Source organism: Paenibacillus sp. SYP-B3998, from assembly GCF_010820665.1.
GTDB lineage: Bacteria > Bacillota > Bacilli > Paenibacillales > NBRC-103111 > Paenibacillus_E.
Window position 1 is genome coordinate 881481 of record NZ_JAAIKC010000001.1, and the last position, 17886, is coordinate 899366.

At 46.7% G+C, this 17886-nt stretch carries 17 protein-coding genes; all 17 read left to right on the forward strand.

Features of this window, described 5'->3' with window-relative positions; all coding sequences use genetic code 11:
- The first annotated feature begins 56 nt into the window (after window positions 1-56).
- Window positions 57-1208, forward strand: coding sequence for a radical SAM family heme chaperone HemW (gene hemW / locus GK047_RS03915; RefSeq protein ID WP_163941425.1), 1152 nt, complete (start codon window positions 57-59; stop codon window positions 1206-1208).
- A 130-nt stretch (window positions 1209-1338) separates the two neighbouring features.
- The gene (locus tag GK047_RS03920; protein ID WP_205516431.1) at window positions 1339-1809 is read left to right on the forward strand and encodes an N-acetyltransferase; all 471 of its coding nucleotides are present in this window, start codon (window positions 1339-1341) and stop codon (window positions 1807-1809) included.
- A gap of 184 nt (window positions 1810-1993) precedes the next feature.
- Window positions 1994-3022, forward strand: coding sequence for a heat-inducible transcriptional repressor HrcA (hrcA, locus tag GK047_RS03925; RefSeq protein ID WP_163941429.1), 1029 nt, complete (start codon window positions 1994-1996; stop codon window positions 3020-3022).
- Window positions 3019-4560, forward strand: coding sequence for a TCP-1/cpn60 chaperonin family protein (locus GK047_RS03930; RefSeq protein WP_163941431.1), 1542 nt, complete (start codon window positions 3019-3021; stop codon window positions 4558-4560). The genes hrcA and GK047_RS03930 overlap by 4 nt, the downstream gene beginning before the upstream one ends.
- 81 nt (window positions 4561-4641) lie before the next feature.
- Window positions 4642-5229 carry a nucleotide exchange factor GrpE gene (grpE, locus tag GK047_RS03935; protein WP_205516253.1) on the forward strand — a complete coding sequence of 196 codons (588 nt, stop codon included), beginning with the start codon at window positions 4642-4644 and terminating at the stop codon, window positions 5227-5229.
- 73 nt (window positions 5230-5302) lie between these two features.
- Window positions 5303-7147, forward strand: a complete 1845-nt coding sequence (gene dnaK, locus GK047_RS03940) for a molecular chaperone DnaK (protein WP_163941433.1) — start codon at window positions 5303-5305, stop codon at window positions 7145-7147.
- Between the two features lie 135 nt (window positions 7148-7282).
- The gene (gene dnaJ, locus GK047_RS03945; protein WP_163941436.1) at window positions 7283-8398 is read left to right on the forward strand and encodes a molecular chaperone DnaJ; all 1116 of its coding nucleotides are present in this window, start codon (window positions 7283-7285) and stop codon (window positions 8396-8398) included.
- A 213-nt stretch (window positions 8399-8611) separates the two neighbouring features.
- On the forward strand, window positions 8612-10354 hold the full coding sequence (locus GK047_RS03950; protein WP_163941439.1) for an alkaline phosphatase: 1743 nt from the start codon (window positions 8612-8614) through the stop codon (window positions 10352-10354).
- A gap of 81 nt (window positions 10355-10435) precedes the next feature.
- On the forward strand, window positions 10436-11113 hold the full coding sequence (locus GK047_RS03955) for an ABC transporter ATP-binding protein (protein ID WP_163941442.1): 678 nt from the start codon (window positions 10436-10438) through the stop codon (window positions 11111-11113).
- Complete coding sequence (locus GK047_RS03960) at window positions 11110-12330, forward strand: ABC transporter permease (RefSeq protein WP_163941446.1); 1221 nt, start codon at window positions 11110-11112, stop codon at window positions 12328-12330. The genes GK047_RS03955 and GK047_RS03960 overlap by 4 nt, the downstream gene beginning before the upstream one ends.
- A gap of 10 nt (window positions 12331-12340) precedes the next feature.
- Complete coding sequence (locus tag GK047_RS03965) at window positions 12341-13150, forward strand: hypothetical protein (protein ID WP_163941448.1); 810 nt, start codon at window positions 12341-12343, stop codon at window positions 13148-13150.
- A 120-nt stretch (window positions 13151-13270) separates the two neighbouring features.
- Window positions 13271-13417, forward strand: coding sequence for a YfhD family protein (locus GK047_RS03970; RefSeq protein WP_163941451.1), 147 nt, complete (start codon window positions 13271-13273; stop codon window positions 13415-13417).
- Window positions 13417-13788, forward strand: coding sequence for a hypothetical protein (locus tag GK047_RS03975; protein ID WP_163941454.1), 372 nt, complete (start codon window positions 13417-13419; stop codon window positions 13786-13788). The genes GK047_RS03970 and GK047_RS03975 overlap by 1 nt, the downstream gene beginning before the upstream one ends.
- Window positions 13789-13959: 171 nt before the next feature.
- Complete coding sequence (gene prmA, locus GK047_RS03980) at window positions 13960-14934, forward strand: 50S ribosomal protein L11 methyltransferase (protein WP_163941457.1); 975 nt, start codon at window positions 13960-13962, stop codon at window positions 14932-14934.
- A gap of 10 nt (window positions 14935-14944) precedes the next feature.
- Window positions 14945-15616 carry a site-2 protease family protein gene (locus GK047_RS03985; protein WP_163941460.1) on the forward strand — a complete coding sequence of 224 codons (672 nt, stop codon included), beginning with the start codon at window positions 14945-14947 and terminating at the stop codon, window positions 15614-15616.
- A gap of 126 nt (window positions 15617-15742) precedes the next feature.
- Window positions 15743-16510: a 16S rRNA (uracil(1498)-N(3))-methyltransferase gene (locus GK047_RS03990; protein WP_163941463.1), complete on the forward strand. Its 768-nt coding sequence runs from the start codon at window positions 15743-15745 to the stop codon at window positions 16508-16510.
- Window positions 16511-16515: 5 nt separating this feature from the next.
- Entirely contained in the window at window positions 16516-17856 is a 1341-nt protein-coding gene (mtaB, locus tag GK047_RS03995) for a tRNA (N(6)-L-threonylcarbamoyladenosine(37)-C(2))-methylthiotransferase MtaB (RefSeq protein WP_163941466.1), read from the forward strand.
- The last annotated feature ends 30 nt before the right edge of the window (window positions 17857-17886 follow it).

Here is a 17886-nt window from a genome sequence, read left to right on the forward strand (position 1 = left end):
GGGTGGCAGAGTACTCTGCCCCTTGGCTTTTTCTTAAACAGAGAGGAAAGACCCTTATGTTAGTAACCTATGCGGCTCCAACAGCTGTGTATATTCATATCCCTTTTTGTACGAATAAATGTCATTATTGCGATTTCAACTCTTACGTGCTTAAAGGCCAGCCCGTTATGGAATATTTGGATGCGCTTGAGCGTGAAATGGAATTGACGGTAAGAAATAATCCTCCTATTAACGTAGAAACGATTTTTGTTGGGGGCGGAACGCCAACTGTGCTGTTGCCAGATCAAATGGAGCGATTCCTCCGGATGGTTCGAACTTATTTTCCGGCAGATCCTACGAAAGTTGAATTCTCGATGGAGGCGAACCCTGGGACAACCGACGAAGACAAGCTAGCGGTTATGAAAGAAGGCGGGGTCAACCGGATCAGCTTCGGAGTTCAGTCGTTCAATAACGATTTATTGGCAGCCATTGGGCGCATTCATAACACAGATGACGTCTTCCGCAGCATTGAAAATGCGAAGAAGCTTGGATTTGATAACCTTTCGATCGATTTGATGTTTGGACTGCCGAAGCAAACCGTGGACATCATGCAGGCTACATTGGATACAGCTTTAGGACTTGATCTCCAGCATTATTCGATCTACAGTCTCAAGGTGGAAGAAAATACGCTATTTCATACCTTATTCAACAAGAATCAACTTCCGCTCCCGAGCGAGGACGAAGAAGTGGATATGTATGAACTGATTATGAAGCGCTTGGAAGCTGCAGGCTATAAGCAATACGAAATTAGTAATTTTGCTAAGCCGGGCTATGAAAGCAGACATAACACCATGTATTGGCGTAATCGATCATACTATGGTCTCGGGGCAGGTGCACATGGCTACATGAACGGTCAACGTCATGTTAACATCAAAGGCATTCAGCCCTACATGGACGCATCCAAGCTCGGACTGCCGATTCTTGAGCAATTTGAAGTGCCGCGGCAGGAAGCAATGGAAGATTTCATGATGGTTGGTTTACGCTTGCTTGAGGGCGTCAGAAACGCGGATTTCATCGAACAGTTTGGTATGGAGATCGAAACGCAATTTGCTGCTACACTAGAACAATGGCTTCATAAACAATTGCTAGAACGCACGCCGGATGGGTACAAACTATCCAAGCATGGGATTCTCTTGGGTAATGAAGTTTTTGCTTCCTTCCTGTCGTAAGTCGCTGCAAAAAAGCCTTGTGCAAATATACGGTTTGTTGTATATTTATACATGAATCCACGAGCGAAAATGCGGCAAAGCCGCTGCAGAGCTGGCGTGGGTTTTATGCATTTTCGCGATTGGTGGGATGATGGTGAATTCAACAGTGACCGTTAGAAAAGCTTCCATAGAGGACATTGAGAAGCTTTATGAAATTATACAAGGCTATGCTAAGCAGGGGATTATGCTGCCGCGCACCAAAGAGATGCTGCAAGAGCACATCGATACCTTTGTAGTAGCGGAATATGATAACTTGCTCATTGGCTGCGGCTCTCTGACACGTTTGGGACCGGATCTCGTAGAAATTCGCTCATTAGGAATGACGCCTGGTTACAAAGGACAAGGTATCGGCGGCAAGCTCGTCAACTTTCTTGTGGAAGAAGCGCGGAGCCAAGGCATTATCAAAGTTATGGCACTCACTTACGAGGTTGCCTTTTTTCAGAAAAACGGCTTTACCTTAGTGCCTAAAGAGATTTTTCCAGAGAAGGTATGGAAGGATTGCATGCATTGTAAAAAGCAGTATTGCTGCGATGAAATCGCTGTACTTAAACGATTGGATTGACTTGACAACAGACCTTAGGGTCTGTTATTTTTGTATTAGGATTTAGCACTCGCTAAATAAGAGTGCTAACGAACATCGAAACAACACAAAATATAAACCTATCATGTAGGTTTTTTACAAAGAAAGTTAGCCTTATTGCTTCGCACAGCAGATTTACTAAAGCAGATCGATTAGGAGGGATACTATGTTGTCGGAACGCCAGCGTATGATTCTTAGTGCAATTATTGATGATTATGTTCGTTCAGCAGAGCCGATCGGTTCGAGAAGTATTTCAAAGCGAGGTGATGTCGGATTTAGTCCGGCTACTATCCGTAACGAAATGTCCGATCTCGAAGAGATGGGCTTTCTCGAACAACCACATACGTCCGCAGGGCGTATTCCCTCCCACAAAGGTTACCGCTATTATGTAGATCATCTGCTGCAGCACGGCTCTTTGCAGACACATGAGGTGGATGCAATGAAGGTCGTTTTTGCCCAACGGATTCAAGAGATGGAAGATGTGATCCAGCATGTTGCTGGCATGCTATCAAGTCTCACTAATTATACGTCTATCGTTCTCGGGCCGGAGGTGTTCAGTACGACACTTAAGCATCTGCAGATTATTCCGATAACTGAAACGACGGCAGTTGCTATCATCGTGATGAATACAGGGCATGTGGAAAACAAAACGGTTTCCATTCCCGAAGGCATTCCGATGTCCGAGATTGAGAAAGTCGTTAATATTTTGAATGCGCGGCTTCAAAACGTACCTTTAATTCAGTTTAAATCAAAGTTATATAATGAGATATCAAGCGAGCTAAGCAAATACGTCAATGGGTACCAAGAGCTCGTTTCGGTTGTGGAAAGTGTGCTTCAGAGCGACGAGAAAGACCGCGTGTTTCTCAGTGGCATGACCAATATGCTGATCCAGCCTGAGTTTAAGGATGTAGAGAAAGTCAAGAGCATCTTTGACTTACTGGAAGAAGCGCCCACGCTCATTAAACTGTTTACGCCGTCAAATGAAGGCATCGAGATCAAAATTGGTGCTGAAAATAGCCTTGAAGCGATTAACAACTGCAGCCTGATTACTGCTTCTTATTCGATCGGTGATAAACCGCTCGGGACGATAGGTATTCTAGGTCCTACTCGAATGGAATATGGCAGGGTTATTAGTTTACTAGAGCATTTATCCAAACATCTTGAAGTTGTGCTCGGGCGTTGGTACGGCAAATGAGCGGAGTGAATACTGTGCATAGCGAAGGGGAAGGGCGTTTCTCAACGCTCGTGAACAACGCGGCCGCGGTAAGAGCGATTTGCTCAGCAGTAGAAGGCACACTAGGACCTAAAGGGCTGGATACCATGCTGGTTGGTTCGCAGGGCGAAGTTATTATTACGAATGATGGTGTGACCATTTTGGAAAAAATGGACGTGAATCATCCTGCGGCCAGGCTGCTCATTCAAGTCGCCAAAAGCCAACAGCGCCAAATCGGCGATGGCACAACAACCGCAACCGTGCTAGCTGGTGCGCTTGTACAAGAAGGCGTCGCACAAGTAACTCGCGGCGTGCCTGTCGCTAAAGTTGTTAGCGGGATGCTGCAAGGCATAGAGCTAGCGGTTAGTAGCCTTCGCGTTCGGAGCCGCGTCATAACGAATTTGGGTGACGATGCACTGAAGCGGATCGCCATTACAGCGGGGCGCGAGCAAGTTGATATTGCGAAGCTGATTGTCGCTGCTGCTGAGGCAGTAGGCGAAGCTAAGATGCGCGAAGATGCGTATCGCTTCGCCGATAGCGTGATTGCTCACGAAGAGGCGAGCAGCGAAGTCTGGCCCGGTATTCTGCTACATCAGAAGCCAATGAACTTGCATCTCGAGCATGAGCAGCGCAATGCTAGCATTCTCGTGCTGCACGATGCCTTGGAGCCTGAGGCGGTCAGCGAGGAGTCGCTGGTTACCGAGGCTGGCTTCCAACGCTACATGCAGCTTCGGGAACAGTTCCGTGGCAGCCTAACTTTACTGCTGGAATTGGGCGTCGGTCTAATTGCCTCAGACCGCGGAGTTGATCCTGAGGCGGAGCAATTTTGCTCCGACCATGGCATCCTCGTGCTGCAGCGGTTGTCCCGTAGGGACTTGCAACTGCTGAGCGAGCACACTGGCGCTAGGCCAGTGCGGCGCACCGCGCTGCGCAAGAGCGCGTCTGAGCTCGGGGCTGCCCTTGGTTACGCCGGTTACGCCAGTTACGATGAGCGGCTTGAACTCGTGCGTGTATGCCGAGGTCGCGGCGAGCAGCACGTGACCGTTATCGTAGGCGCTGCAACACGCGAAGCCGCGCACGAGCGCTCGCGTATTGCGAAGGATGCCGCTTCAGCGGTTCAAGCCGCTGTTCGCGGCGGGTACCTGCCTGGCGGTGGCGCCGTTGAGATGGCGGTCGCTCATGATCTTGAGCGGCATCGCGAGACGATGAAGGGGATGGAAGGCTTCGGTGTTGCCGCTGTCGCTGGAGCACTGCGCAAGCCGCTGTCACAAATTGTCGTCAATGCGGGATATAACCCGTTAGAGAAAGTCGAAGAGCTAAAGGCGGCACAGATTGCTGCGGATAATGATAGTCTTGGCATCGATTGCGATACGGGTCAAGTGACCGATTTCATTGAGGATGGCGTTATTGACCCGGCTGACGTGAAAATTCATGCCCTGCAGGCAGCTGGAGAAGTGGCAGCCGCTGTGCTTCGCATTCATACCGTGATCAAAATGAAGAACCCTTTTGAAGAAGCGTGAAAATGGGTACACTGACGGCTAGAGAGTTTATGAACCTGCATGCTAATGAACATGCAAATTTGTTAAGGAGGTGAAGGACAATTGAGTACTGGAAATAACAAAACAGAAGAGCAAGATGTGAATGCTACATATGCAGCCGAAACCGAGCAAACAGCTGAACATCAAGAAGAAGTGGCTCAGCAACAATCGCAAGCCGGTGTATCCGAGGAAGCTGTGGAAATTAGCGAGTTGGATCAACTGCGTGTGCAATCCGAAGAAAACTATCAGCGTTTATTGCGCGTTCAAGCGGACTTCGACAACTTCCGCCGCCGCGCTAGAGCGGAGAAGGAAGATTTCGCAAAATATGCTTCTCTTAAATTGATTGAGCAGCTTTTACCTGTAGTTGATAACTTCGATCGTGCGCTCACTTCGAGTAAAGAAACGAAGGATTTCGATGGCTTGGTCAAAGGCTTAGATATGACATTCCGTCAATTGGATCAATTACTTGGACAAGAAGGGCTTAAACCAATCGAATCGATAGGCCAGCCGTTCAATCCTGAATTCCACCAAGCGGTTATGCAGGTAGAATCCGATGAGCATGAAGAAGGTATTGTTGTAGAAGAATTACAAAAAGGTTACATTTTGAAAGATAAAGTAATCCGACCAGCGATGGTTAAAGTTAGCGTTTAAGGTGTAATGGATCTTATTATTCCAACATTCAAATAAAAAATATGTTCCACAAGAGCCAAAGGAGGCAGCTTTCATGAGTAAAGTAATTGGTATTGATTTAGGCACAACAAACTCTTGCGTAGCCGTTATGGAAGGCGGAGAAGCAGTCGTTATCCCTAACCCGGAGGGTAACCGTACAACCCCATCGGTTGTTGGATTTAAAAAAGACGGTGAACGCGTTGTTGGTGAAACAGCGAAGCGTCAAGCGATTACCAATCCTGATAAAACGATTAGCTCCATCAAACGTTACATCGGTACAAACCACAAAGAAAACATTGATGGCAAGGATTACACGCCTCAAGAAATTTCTGCGATTATTCTTCAAAAGCTCAAATCCGATGCAGAAGCCTACCTAGGTCAATCGGTAACACAAGCTGTTATCACGGTACCAGCTTATTTCAATGACAGTCAACGCCAAGCAACAAAAGATGCCGGTAAAATTGCGGGTCTTGAAGTTTTACGTATCGTCAATGAGCCAACGGCAGCAGCCCTGGCTTACGGTCTAGAAAAAACAGAAGATCAAACGATCCTCGTTTATGACCTTGGTGGTGGTACCTTCGACGTATCCATTCTTGAGCTAGGCGATGGTTTCTTTGAAGTAAAAGCAACAAGTGGGGACAACCGTCTTGGCGGTGACGATTTTGACCAAGTTGTTATCGACTATCTCGTGGCTGAATTCAAAAAAGAGCAAGGCATTGACCTGAGCAAAGATAAAGCAGCGGTACAACGTTTGAAAGATGCTGCTGAAAAAGCGAAAAAAGAGCTTTCTGGTGTTTTGACAACAACGGTATCCCTGCCATTCATCACTGTTGCTGACGGCGTTCCTCAGCATTTAGAGTTGAACCTGACTCGCGCTAAGTTCGAAGAAATTTCAGCTGCTCTTGTTGAAAGAACATTAGGACCAACTCGTCAAGCGCTTAGCGATTCCGGTTTGTCCACAAGCCAAATCGATAAAGTTGTTCTTGTCGGTGGTTCCACGCGTATCCCTGCAGTTGTAGAAGCAATTAAAAAATTAACAGGTAAAGATCCACATAAAGGCGTTAACCCTGATGAAGTTGTTGCTCTAGGCGCGGCGGTTCAAGCAGGCGTATTGACTGGCGAAGTGAAAGACGTTGTTCTTCTTGACGTTACACCACTTTCCTTGGGTATTGAAACAGCAGGCGGCGTATTCACTAAAATGATCGACCGCAACACAACGATTCCTACGACGAAGGCGCAAGTGTACTCCACTTATGCTGATAACCAAACAAGCGTAGAAATCCACGTTCTGCAAGGTGAGCGTTCCATGGCAAATGGAAACAAAACATTAGGTCGCTTTATGCTTGGTGATATTCCTCCAGCTCCACGCGGTATCCCGCAAATCGAAGTTAGCTTCGATATCGATGCTAACGGTATCGTTAACGTTTCTGCGCTCGATAAGGGCACAGGCAAAAGCCAAAAAATCACGATTACTTCTTCCAGCGGCCTAAGCGACGCTGAAGTTGAGCAAATGATGAGAGATGCTGAAGCTCACGCTGAAGAAGATCGCATTCGTAAAGAGCTTGTTGAAGCTCGCAACGAAGCAGATCAGTTGGTTTACTCCGTTGACAAAACGATCAAAGATCTTGGCGATAAAGTAGACCAAGGCGAAATCGACAAAGCGAATGCAGCGAAAGAAAAAGTAACAACTGCACTAGCTGGAAACGAATTGGAAGAAATTAAAAAGGCTACTGAAGAACTGACAGAGATCATTCAACAGCTTTCCGTGAAGCTTTATGAGCAAGCTGCTCAAGCACAAGGCGCAGGTCCTGAAGGTGGCGCTGCGGCTGGTGAAGGCACCAAAGGCAGAGAAAATGTTGTTGACGCTGACTACGAAGTAGTTGACGAACAGAAAAAGTAAACATATCCTATTGTAAGGAAGTTTAAAAAGTTCACCTTTTTAAACACGTATGGTAGACGGGTGAAGTCAAAGCTAATTGGAGTTTCTCCGTGGCTTTGACTTTCCGTTTGTAGTCTTGAACATGGGAGTGGAACAATGAGTAAACGTGATTTTTATGAGGTGCTTGGGGTTGGTAAAGACTCCTCGCAGGATGATATCAAGAAAGCCTACCGTAGAATGGCGCGTCAGTATCATCCAGACGTGAATAAAGCGGCGGATGCCGAAGACAAGTTCAAAGAAGCGAAAGAAGCGTATGACGTACTAAGTGATGATCAGAAAAAAGCGCAGTATGATCAATATGGCCATGTGGATCCTAATCAAGGCATGGGCGGTCAAGACTTCGGTGGCGGTTTTGGGGATATTTTTGACATGTTCTTTGGCGGTGGCGGCGGTGGAAACCGACGTAATCCGAATGCTCCGCAGCGCGGCAACGATTTGCAGTATACGATGACGATTGAGTTCAAGGAAGCGATATTCGGTAAAGAAACGGATATCCATATTCCACGTACAGAGAACTGCGACACATGTTCGGGTTCAGGCGCTAAGCCTGGAACAAAGCCGGAAACTTGCGGCGTTTGTCATGGCAGCGGGCAGCAAGAAGTCGTTCAAAACACGGCTTTCGGCCGCATCGTTAACCGACGTGTGTGTTCCTCCTGTAACGGGCAAGGTCGTATTGTGAAAGACAAATGCGGTACTTGTCATGGTGCGGGCAAGGTGAAGAAACAGCGTACGATTCACATCAAAATACCTGCAGGGGTAGATGATGGCGCACAACTTCGTGTTACAGGCGAAGGCGAAGGCGGAACCCGTGGGGGCCCGGCTGGCGATCTCTACGTTGTCATTCGTGTGAAATCACATGAATTCTTCGAACGTGAAGGCAATGACGTTTATTGCGAAGTGCCGTTAACGTTTATGCAAGCGGCATTAGGTGATGAGATTGAAATCCCTACATTGACAGAGAAGGTTAAGCTCAAAATTCCGGCAGGTACACAAACGGATACGTATTTCCGTTTAAAAGGTAAAGGTGTTCCTCATTTGCGCGGATTCGGACAGGGCGACCAACATGTGAAAGTTATTGTTGTTACGCCAACGAGTCTTACCGAAGACCAGAAGGAACTGCTTCGTCAGTTCGGCAAAGAGAGCGGCGAGCATACACATGAACAGAATCAATCGATTTTTGAGCGTATGAAAAGAGCTTTTTTAGGTGATTAATTCCTATAGCAAGAAATGGAACACTCCACTAGGAGGAGTTCACAGATGTAATTATCTGTTGAACTGCTGATGTGGAGTGTTTTTTTTGTTTTGTTTACAATCGCCTAACAATCTATTGAATATTTTACATTGCGTATACGTGAGATTAACGCTCTGCGAATCTATGAATCGTAAGATAGATAAGGTGAAATACTATTTTTGGAGGGAATACATATGAAAAAAGGGTTGAAACAAATTATTGGTTCCAGTTTGACGGTTTCCTTGCTTTCCTTGAGCGTATGTGGTGCGGCTTTAGCTGCAGACACAACGACGACGACAAAACCAACAGCACCTGAGACAACAGCAGCGCCTTCCAAAAACTTGATTGTTCTAATCGGCGATGGGATGGGACCAGCAGAAATTACTGCGGCTCGTTACTATTCCAAAAAGATTTTAAATAAAGACCGCTTGGAGCTTGACGGTGGTTACTACGTGGGTAAAGCAACAACTTATTCCCAAGCAGGCCCTTACTCAAGCGAATCTGGCGCAGTAACAGACTCTGCTGCGGCTGCAACGGCATTCTCGACAGGCAACAAAACGTATAACAATGCAATCAGCGTGTCCAATGGCGATGTGGCTAAGCCTTACGGTTCGGTTATCGAGGCGGCTATCAAGCAGGGTAAAGCAACAGGCCTTGTAACGACAGACAACATCACAGGAGCAACTCCAGCGGTGTGGGCTTCGCACGTACGTCAACGCAGTAACCAAAATGCGATTGCTTCCCAATATTTGAACAGCGGCGTTAACGTATTCTTCGGAGGCGGCAAAGTCAACTTCACGACGAAGGATGAAAAAGGTAAACGTACGGACAAGAATATCATTCCTGATTTTGAAGCAAAAGGCTACAAAACTGCTTATGATAAAAATGGATTAGATGCAATTCCTGCAACAGCTGACAAAGCGCTTGGTCTTTTTGCTGGAGCGGAAATCCCATATGTGCTTGATCGTGATGATAAAACACCAAACTTGCCGCAGCTGGCGCAAAAAGCCTTGGACATTTTGTCCCAAAATAAAAATGGATTCGTGTTGATGGTAGAGCAAGGTCGTATCGACCACGCGGGTCATGCGAACGATCTTCCTGCGAACATTCAAGAAACACTTGAATTGGACGCCACATTCAAAACATTAGTGGATTTCGCGAAGAAAGATGGTAATACATCTGTTGTCGTAACGGCTGACCATGAAACTGGCGGTTTGTCCCTTGGTATCAACAATGTGTACGAATTGAACGTGGATTTGTTTAACAAAGAGAAACACTCCTACGAATATTTGGACAGCATTTTGAAAAAAGCAGAAACAGCTGACGATGTGCGTAAAATTGTCGCTGATAACATTGGCTTTACAGATTTAACTGATGATGAAATTGCTTTGATCCTCAAAGGCGACGGTTCATCTTATGGACGCGGTGGCGGCTACAATGCAGTAGTTTCCAAACGTTTGGCTGTTGGTTGGACGGGTCACGGTCATACTGGCGTTGACGTTGGCGTATGGGCTTACGGTCCAATAGCTAACTTGGTCAAAGGTGATGTTGATAACACGGATATCGCGAAAAGTGGCGCGAAAGTAATTGGAGCGGATCTAGCGGAAGCTACGAAAGAATTACAAAACAAATACTTGTACCCATTGTTCAAGGTAACTCGCGATAACAAAACACTGTTTACAGCTAAATCACTTGCAGAATCGCTAGATATTAAAGTAGCTTGGGACGAAGCTACGAAGTCCGTAACACTTTCCAAAGACAGCAACAAGCTTTCCGTTCTTGTTGAAACAGGCGCAATTACTGAAAACGGTGCGGTAAGCACGCTAGTTGGTAATATCGATAATGGCAAGCTGTACTTACCTATCGAAGCTTTTAACAAATTGACTGGTAAAAACTTTACGTGGGATTCCTTCAACGAGCGTATCTTGAAAAACTAGTTTTAGAGGAAAAGTGAGAGGACAGGGGATTACATTGCCCCTGTCCTGTTTTCCTTTTTAGCCTTTTGAGGAGGGTTTAACATGATTGAGGTAAAAGGAGTTAGCAAGTCTTTCGCCATGCACGGGAACAGCTTGCCGATTCTGAACGTAAACCATTGGCAGGTTCAGCGTGGAGAACGAATCGCTTTAATTGGTCCTAGCGGAAGCGGGAAAAGCACGCTGCTGCATCTGCTCAGCGGCGTCATGACACCGGATGAAGGAGAAATTTGGGTGGATGGTCAACCGCTGCACCAGTATTCAGAAGCGAAGCGCGACCGTTATCGAGCAGAGAAGGTCGGTTATATTTTTCAAGATTTTCATCTGATCTCTTCGTTAACTGCTAAACAAAATGTAGAACTGATTATGCCAAGTAATTGGTCCAAAAAGCAAAGCAGCGAACAGCTGGATTTCTGGTTTGAGCGAGTAGGACTGAGAGATCGTCAGCATCATCTTCCCTCGCAATTATCTCGAGGTCAGCAGCAGCGGGCAGCGATCATCCGCGCATTAATCGCGAAGCCAAAATTAATTTTGGCCGATGAACCGACGGGTAGCCTAGATTGGGAGACGGCAGGCGATATTATGTCGCTGCTCCTTGATATTTGCGAAGCGGAGCAGCTGACGTTATTGTCGGTTACCCATGATTTGCATTTAGCAGCTATGTATCCTAAACAAATTAATATTCAAGAGCTGAATGAAATCGTGAGGAGAGAAGCGGTATGAAACTGGTTTCATTACTTTGGAGCAATATCCTTCACCGTAAAACCCTTTCGCTTCTGACGATATGTTCTGTTGCCGTTACTGTAGCGCTCGTTGTGTTTCTGTTGTTATGCAGTGCAGGTGTGGAACAAGGAGCTGAGAAGGGCTATGGTCCCTTTGAAGTAACGATCGGAGCGAAGGGAAGCGCTTCGCAATTAGCCTTGAATACGTATTATCACATTGGTGCGCCAACAGGGAATGTGCCTCTCGCGCTACTCGAAGAAGTGCGAAAGGACTCGCAGGTGGATAGCGCTTTTGCGATGACCACAGGAGATAATTATAACGGGTTTCCAATTGTCGGAATGGAAGCTGGGTATTTTGTTACTCGCTACGGAACGGATAAACAGATGGCAAGCGGGAATCTATACAACAAGTTGGGAGATGCCGTCATTGGTTCGCATGTGGCGAGTGCGTTAGGCCTACATGTTGGCGACAAGTTTCAAGGAGCGCATGGACTTGTGAAGGGGGCGGTTGATGAGGATGACGATGATGGCGCTGGCGCAGAAGAACACGGCCATCAACATAGTTTTTCGTATAGCGTTGTCGGAATATTACCGCCCTTGCTAACCTCGGATGATCGTGCTATTTTTACGACGCTTGATTATGCTTGGACTGTTCATGAGAGTGAGCAGAGCGATCATAAAGAGGTTACGACCATCTTGGTGAAGCCAAAGACGCTGGTAGGGGCGCAAGCCATCAAGAACAAATTTGGTCAAATGAGTAATGTGCAAGCGATCTATACAAGTAAGGCCGTTGCGGATGTCGTGAACGTAGTGGATAAAGGCACACAAGCGCTCAGCGTAGTGACAGTAATCTGTATTTTACTTGCGGCTGGCTCCATTTTGCTTTCTTTGATTGCGGCTGTGAACGAGCGTAAGAAGGATGTCGGTCTCTTGCGATTAATTGGCAAATCAAAAAAATTCATTTGGGTATCCCTGATTGGCGAAGGTGTTTTGTTGACGCTTATCGGTTTAATCTCAGGTTTGTTGATTGGCCATGTGGGAGGCTTCTTTAGCAGAGCATGGGTATTCGAATTTTCTGGTCTGCAAATTCAGTCATGGCAATTGATGCCAGGCGAGTGGCTGCTCGTAGCAGGCACACTGTTGATCGGCGTCTTAGCTTCTGTAGGGCCGGCGCTGCAGGCTTATCGGGTGGACCCTCTTCAATTATTCAGATCTTGAGGTGATAGAAATGAAATTACTAACAGGTATTTTGTGGGTGTGCTCAGCGGCGCTGTTAATTACTGTTTCAGGCTGCGGGCAAAAGAAAGCGGAATCCGCAGGCCAGTCCTTTGGCAGTGCAGTAACGGTTCCCGTTACTTCGCCATCTGCCAGTTCAGCTGTAAGTCCGCAGGAGAGCCAGAAGGCGTCTCCGGCAGCAGGGCACAATGATGCGGCCGCTGCACCAACACCTTCCGCGTCACCCGCGGCAGAGACAAGCGCAGCCAAGGCATCAGTGGATGCGAAACCATCTGAGGCACCTACGGCTAAGTCTGCCGAGAAGCCGCAAGCTGCTGCAAGCTCTATGCCAGCAGAAGGGGTGACTGTGAAGAAAGTAGATGCTGCAGCCCTCCCATCCGCCGAGCCGAAGCAAGCTGAGGCACTGCCAAGCGCTAAACCGAAGGCAGAACGTTCATCCAAAGAAATCAATTGGTTGCAGTTTTTCGATGATGATAAGCAGGATCGACCTTCAGAAGACTTCTGGAATAAAAGCGGTCAGAGCGTGCAGATCAAAGGATTTATGGGCGAAGTGCTTTCATTTGATAAGCATTGGTTTCTATTAATTCCTAAGCCAGGCGCCGAGTGCCCGTTTGATAATGGCGACGAGACATACTGGAACAAAATTATGATCGTTTTTGTGCCCGATGATGTAAAGCTAAGGTACACATCGGGCCCGTTAATGATCACAGGCAAACTTGATGTGGGTGTTAAGCTTGATGAATCTGGCTATAAAACGATGTTTCGCTTGTATGACGCTACCTTTGAAAAGATCAAAGAGTAACTGGCGGCCATTTGAGCATAAAAATGAACCTTCATGGAACAATAAAACTTGTTTACCTAAAGTGGTTTAGCTTTGTAGGCGAGACTAGTTTTCCAAGTAAAATTCCATGGAGGTTCAGAGATGAGTGAGAACAAGAATCAGCAAAAATCCGATTTACCGATAACCAAGAGTGAGGACGTCGAATTTTCCGCTGAGGTAGCGGATGCCGATGATTTTGAAGCAGCGGAGAGAGCGCAAGCCGCGGATTACAGACAGGAAGAACAGTAATGGCAGAAAAGAGTATTCTTGCTTATTTTCATTCGCCTGAACAAGCAGAAGGCGCTGTATCTAAACTTAAAGCCCTGCGGGCGATTGATGTATCCATCGACCGTTTCGGCCGCAACGCGGGCAGTGGGCTGCAATCCGTTATTAATCCGTATGCCGGAGATTTCGGGAGTCTGGGTACATTGACACAGGCAGCGGACATCTCCACACCGGACGAAGGGATTCTAGTTGCGGCCGACCCAGCGGCAAGTGGGTTAAGTGATGGCGGCAATGGCGGTGTAACGGGGATTGATATTGTTTTAGCGGCTGTCGTTGACGAAGGTGTATATGAACAGGCAATTCGTGTGATTGAAAGCGCGGGAGGCTCCGTTTAAACTGAAAAGCATCTGTCATCTCGTGCTAGGGCACAGAGGGACAGGTGCTTTTTGTGTTAACAATAGCCGATTTTACCCGAGAAGCGAAGTGTAGTACAATAATCAGTATGAATTTAGCTGAATTCACGCGAATCTACGTGAACCCGACAACCGACAGGAGGAGCAATACCCATGCTTTGGCACGAACTTACCGTACATACAACAGAAGAAGCGATAGAAATGATTACCAATTTTGTTCATGAGCTAGGCGCCGGAGGCGTATCCATTGAAGAATCAGGTACTTTAAACAAAGAAAGAGACACCTCTTTTGGTCAACTGTATGAAATGCCGTTGAATGATATTCCAGAAGGAAGAGCCGTAATTAAAGGTTACTTTTCGTTAGACAACGATATGGAAACCATTTTGAATCATCTCAAAGGCTCTGTAGAACAACTGCAAGAGTTTGATATCGATACAGGTAATCCGATTTATGAAGTAAAAGAAGTAGACGATGAAGATTGGGCGAATGCATGGAAGCAATACTTCAAACCGATTCGCGTCTCCGAACGATTGACGATTAAACCTACATGGGAGACCTACGCGGCTTCTCCGGAAGAACTGATCCTTGAACTTGATCCGGGGATGGCTTTCGGAACGGGAACGCATGCGACGACAGCGCTTTGCCTTAGAGCCTTGGAAAAGTACATTCAGCCAGGCGACGACGTCATCGATGTAGGAACAGGCTCAGGGATTCTGTCCATCGCGGCAGCGAAATTGGGCGCCAAGCATGTACTTGCGGTCGATCTAGATCCAGTTGCCGTATTGAGTGCTCAGGATAACACGAAGCTAAACGGACTTGATAGTCAGATCACCGTTAAGCTTAGTGATCTGCTTGGTGTCCTGAAAGCAAATGAGACGGAATCGGCTACACAGCTTGGCGTAAAACTGCCTGTGCAGGTCGTTGTCGCAAACATTTTGGCGGAAATTATCGTTCTCTTCGTTGGGGATGTCTATGAAGTGCTGCAATCCGGAGGCTATTATGTAACATCGGGTATCATTACACGCAAGGAAGCGGATGTTGAACAAGCGCTAGTCGCAGCTAACTTTACGATTGTAGACAAGAGCTATGAATCGGATTGGGTTGTGATTGTAGCTAGAAAGCCGTAGGAGGTTCTTTATGGGAGGTTTATTGTTTTATGACTGGAGTACACTGCCTTTTGTCATTTTAGTTTTAATTATTTCTTTTACAATTCATGAGTTTGCACATGCTTATAGCGCCTATAAACTAGGAGATTCTACCGCTTATCAATTTGGAAGAGTCTCGCTGAACCCCATGGTTCATCTGGACTTGTTCGGTACAATCATGCTGCTGATTGCCGGATTCGGTTGGGCGAAGCCAGTGCCGGTGAACCGTGGTAATTTTAAAAAGCCGCGATTGATGGGAATTATTGTAACAGCAGCGGGGCCGATCTCGAACCTGATTCTTGTTTTTATCAGTTTATTTATTTTTATGGCGATGATGAAATTCGGCTGGCTTACGGGGATGTCTGAGGGCAGCGCCAAAGCAATTAAACTATTTTTCAACTTAATGCTTAGCATTAATCTTACCCTTTTCTTATTCAATTTGATCCCGATTCCTCCGTTGGATGGCTATCGTATTATTCAAGATTTGGTCAATTTGAAATATAGCGATGCTCTTGTGAAATTTGAACAGTGGGCTTCGGTCATTTTCTTGTTAGTTGTATTCATCAGACCGCTTAGGCAGGTAACTCTAGACCCGTACCTGAGTTTAGGTAACGATATTTTGCAAATACTTAGCATACCGATTGTAAAGATCCTTGGTCTTTAGATGAGCTGCCAGCAACGAACTCTAGATTTTCCCTACCAAAACAGGTAAGATGTTGGGTGGAAGTTTTAATAAAAACATAAAAAACTAAAATGTGAAATTATGAACAGATAGAGAGGCTTTGACCCTATGCAGCGTTATTTTTTGCCGCCTGAGCAATTTCAACAGGCTACCCAGACCGTCACGATTGAGGGCGATGATGGGCATCATCTACAGCGTGTCATGCGAGCTCAAATCGGGGACGAAGTGATCTGCAGCAACGGTGTGAATCGCGAAGTGCGGGTGCGTATTACGGAGTTGGATAAGGGACGAGTCATCGCTGAAGTTGTAGAAGAGTTGCCTATGCATGCTGAAGCGGCTGTTCAGGTGTGGGTTGCTCAGAGCTTGCCAAAAGGCGATAAAATGGAAACGGTGATTCAGAAAGGGACCGAGATCGGGGCAGCCCGGTTTCTTCCTTTTTTATCGGAACGTACAGTTGTTCAGTACGATGCCAAGAAGGAAGCCAAGCGTACTGAACGATGGCAGAAGATCGCTAAAGAAGCCGCAGAACAAGCGCATCGCAATCGAGTTCCTGAGGTAGAAGGTTTACACACATGGAAGCAGCTCCTACAGCGTGCGAAGGAAGCGGATGTTGCCTGGATTTGCTATGAGAAGGAAGATGGGCAGCAGTTGAAGCCAGCCATTCGAGATGCGGTCGCAGCAGGTAAGCTGGGATCTGGAAAGAAAGTCTTATTAGTTGTTGGTCCTGAAGGCGGCTTTTCGGAGCAGGAAATCCAGCAGGCTGAAGAGGTTGGGTTTCGTTCGGTTTCGCTTGGCGCACGTATTTTACGCACGGAGACTGCTGCAATGGTAGGGCTCACGTGCCTATTCTATGAAACCGGAGAAATGGGAGGATAAGCATTATGGCAACGGTTGCGTTTCATACACTAGGCTGTAAAGTGAATTTCTATGATACAGAGGCCATTTGGCAGCTGTTCAAAAATGAGGGATATGAACAGGTTGATTTCGAGCAAACCGCTGACGTGTATATTGTGAACACATGTACAGTTACGAATACAGGGGATAAGAAGAGCCGTCAAATGATTCGTCGGGCGATTCGCCGTAATCCGGAAGCGATTGTCGCTGTAACGGGCTGTTACGCGCAAACATCGCCAGCAGAGATCATGGCGATTCCAGGTGTGGATATGGTTATCGGGACGCAGGATCGTGAGAAAATTATTCCGCTCGTGAGACAATTTGAACAAGATCGCCAACCCATTAACGCGGTGCGCAACATTATGAAAACGCGTCAGTTCGAAGAATTGGACGTGCCTGATTTTGCCGATCGTACAAGAGCTTTTCTGAAAATCCAAGAGGGCTGCAACAATTTCTGCACGTTCTGTATTATTCCTTGGTCCCGTGGCTTAATGCGCAGCCGCGAGCCTGAAAGTGTTATTCAGCAAGCGAAAACGTTAGTTGCCGCTGGGTATCAAGAAATCGTATTGACCGGTATTCATACAGGTGGTTATGGTGAAGATATTGAGGATTACAGCTTAGCCAAGCTGCTTTGGGATCTTGACAAGGTCGAGGGATTGAAACGTATTCGCATTTCCTCCATTGAAGCAAGCCAAATTACCGATGAGGTTATCGAAGTTTTGAAATCGTCTGATAAAATGTGCCGCCACCTGCATATTCCGCTTCAAGCCGGAGATGATCAAGTGCTTGCACGCATGCGTAGGAAATACACAACAGCTGAATTTGCTCGCAAAATCGAGCGACTTCATGAAATTATGCCGGATGTTGCGATCACAACGGATGTGATTGTCGGCTTTCCAGGGGAAACAGACGAAATGTTCCGCAATGGAGTTAAGTTCATGGAGCAAATGAAATTTTCCGAAATGCACGTATTCCCTTATTCCAAGCGGACTGGAACACCTGCTGCACGTATGGATGACCAGGTTGACGAAGAAATTAAGAATGCGCGTGTACATGAATTGATCGATCTTTCCGAAAATATGCAGCTCGCTTACGCGAAAAAGTTCGTTGGACAAGTGCTGGAAGTCATTCCAGAACGCGCCCACAAAGGCGCTCCAGACAGCGGGTTAATTATGGGTTACTCGGATAACTACGTTCAGCTGGTTTTCGAAGGATCAGAAAGTCTCATCGGTGAAATATGCCGTGTTCGTGTAACAGAAGCAGGGGTAAACGAGAGTAAAGGTAATATGGTACGTATCGTGGAGCCTGCACAAGTAGTGAGTCTATAGAGACAAGATGAGGATTTCATTCCGCCCGAC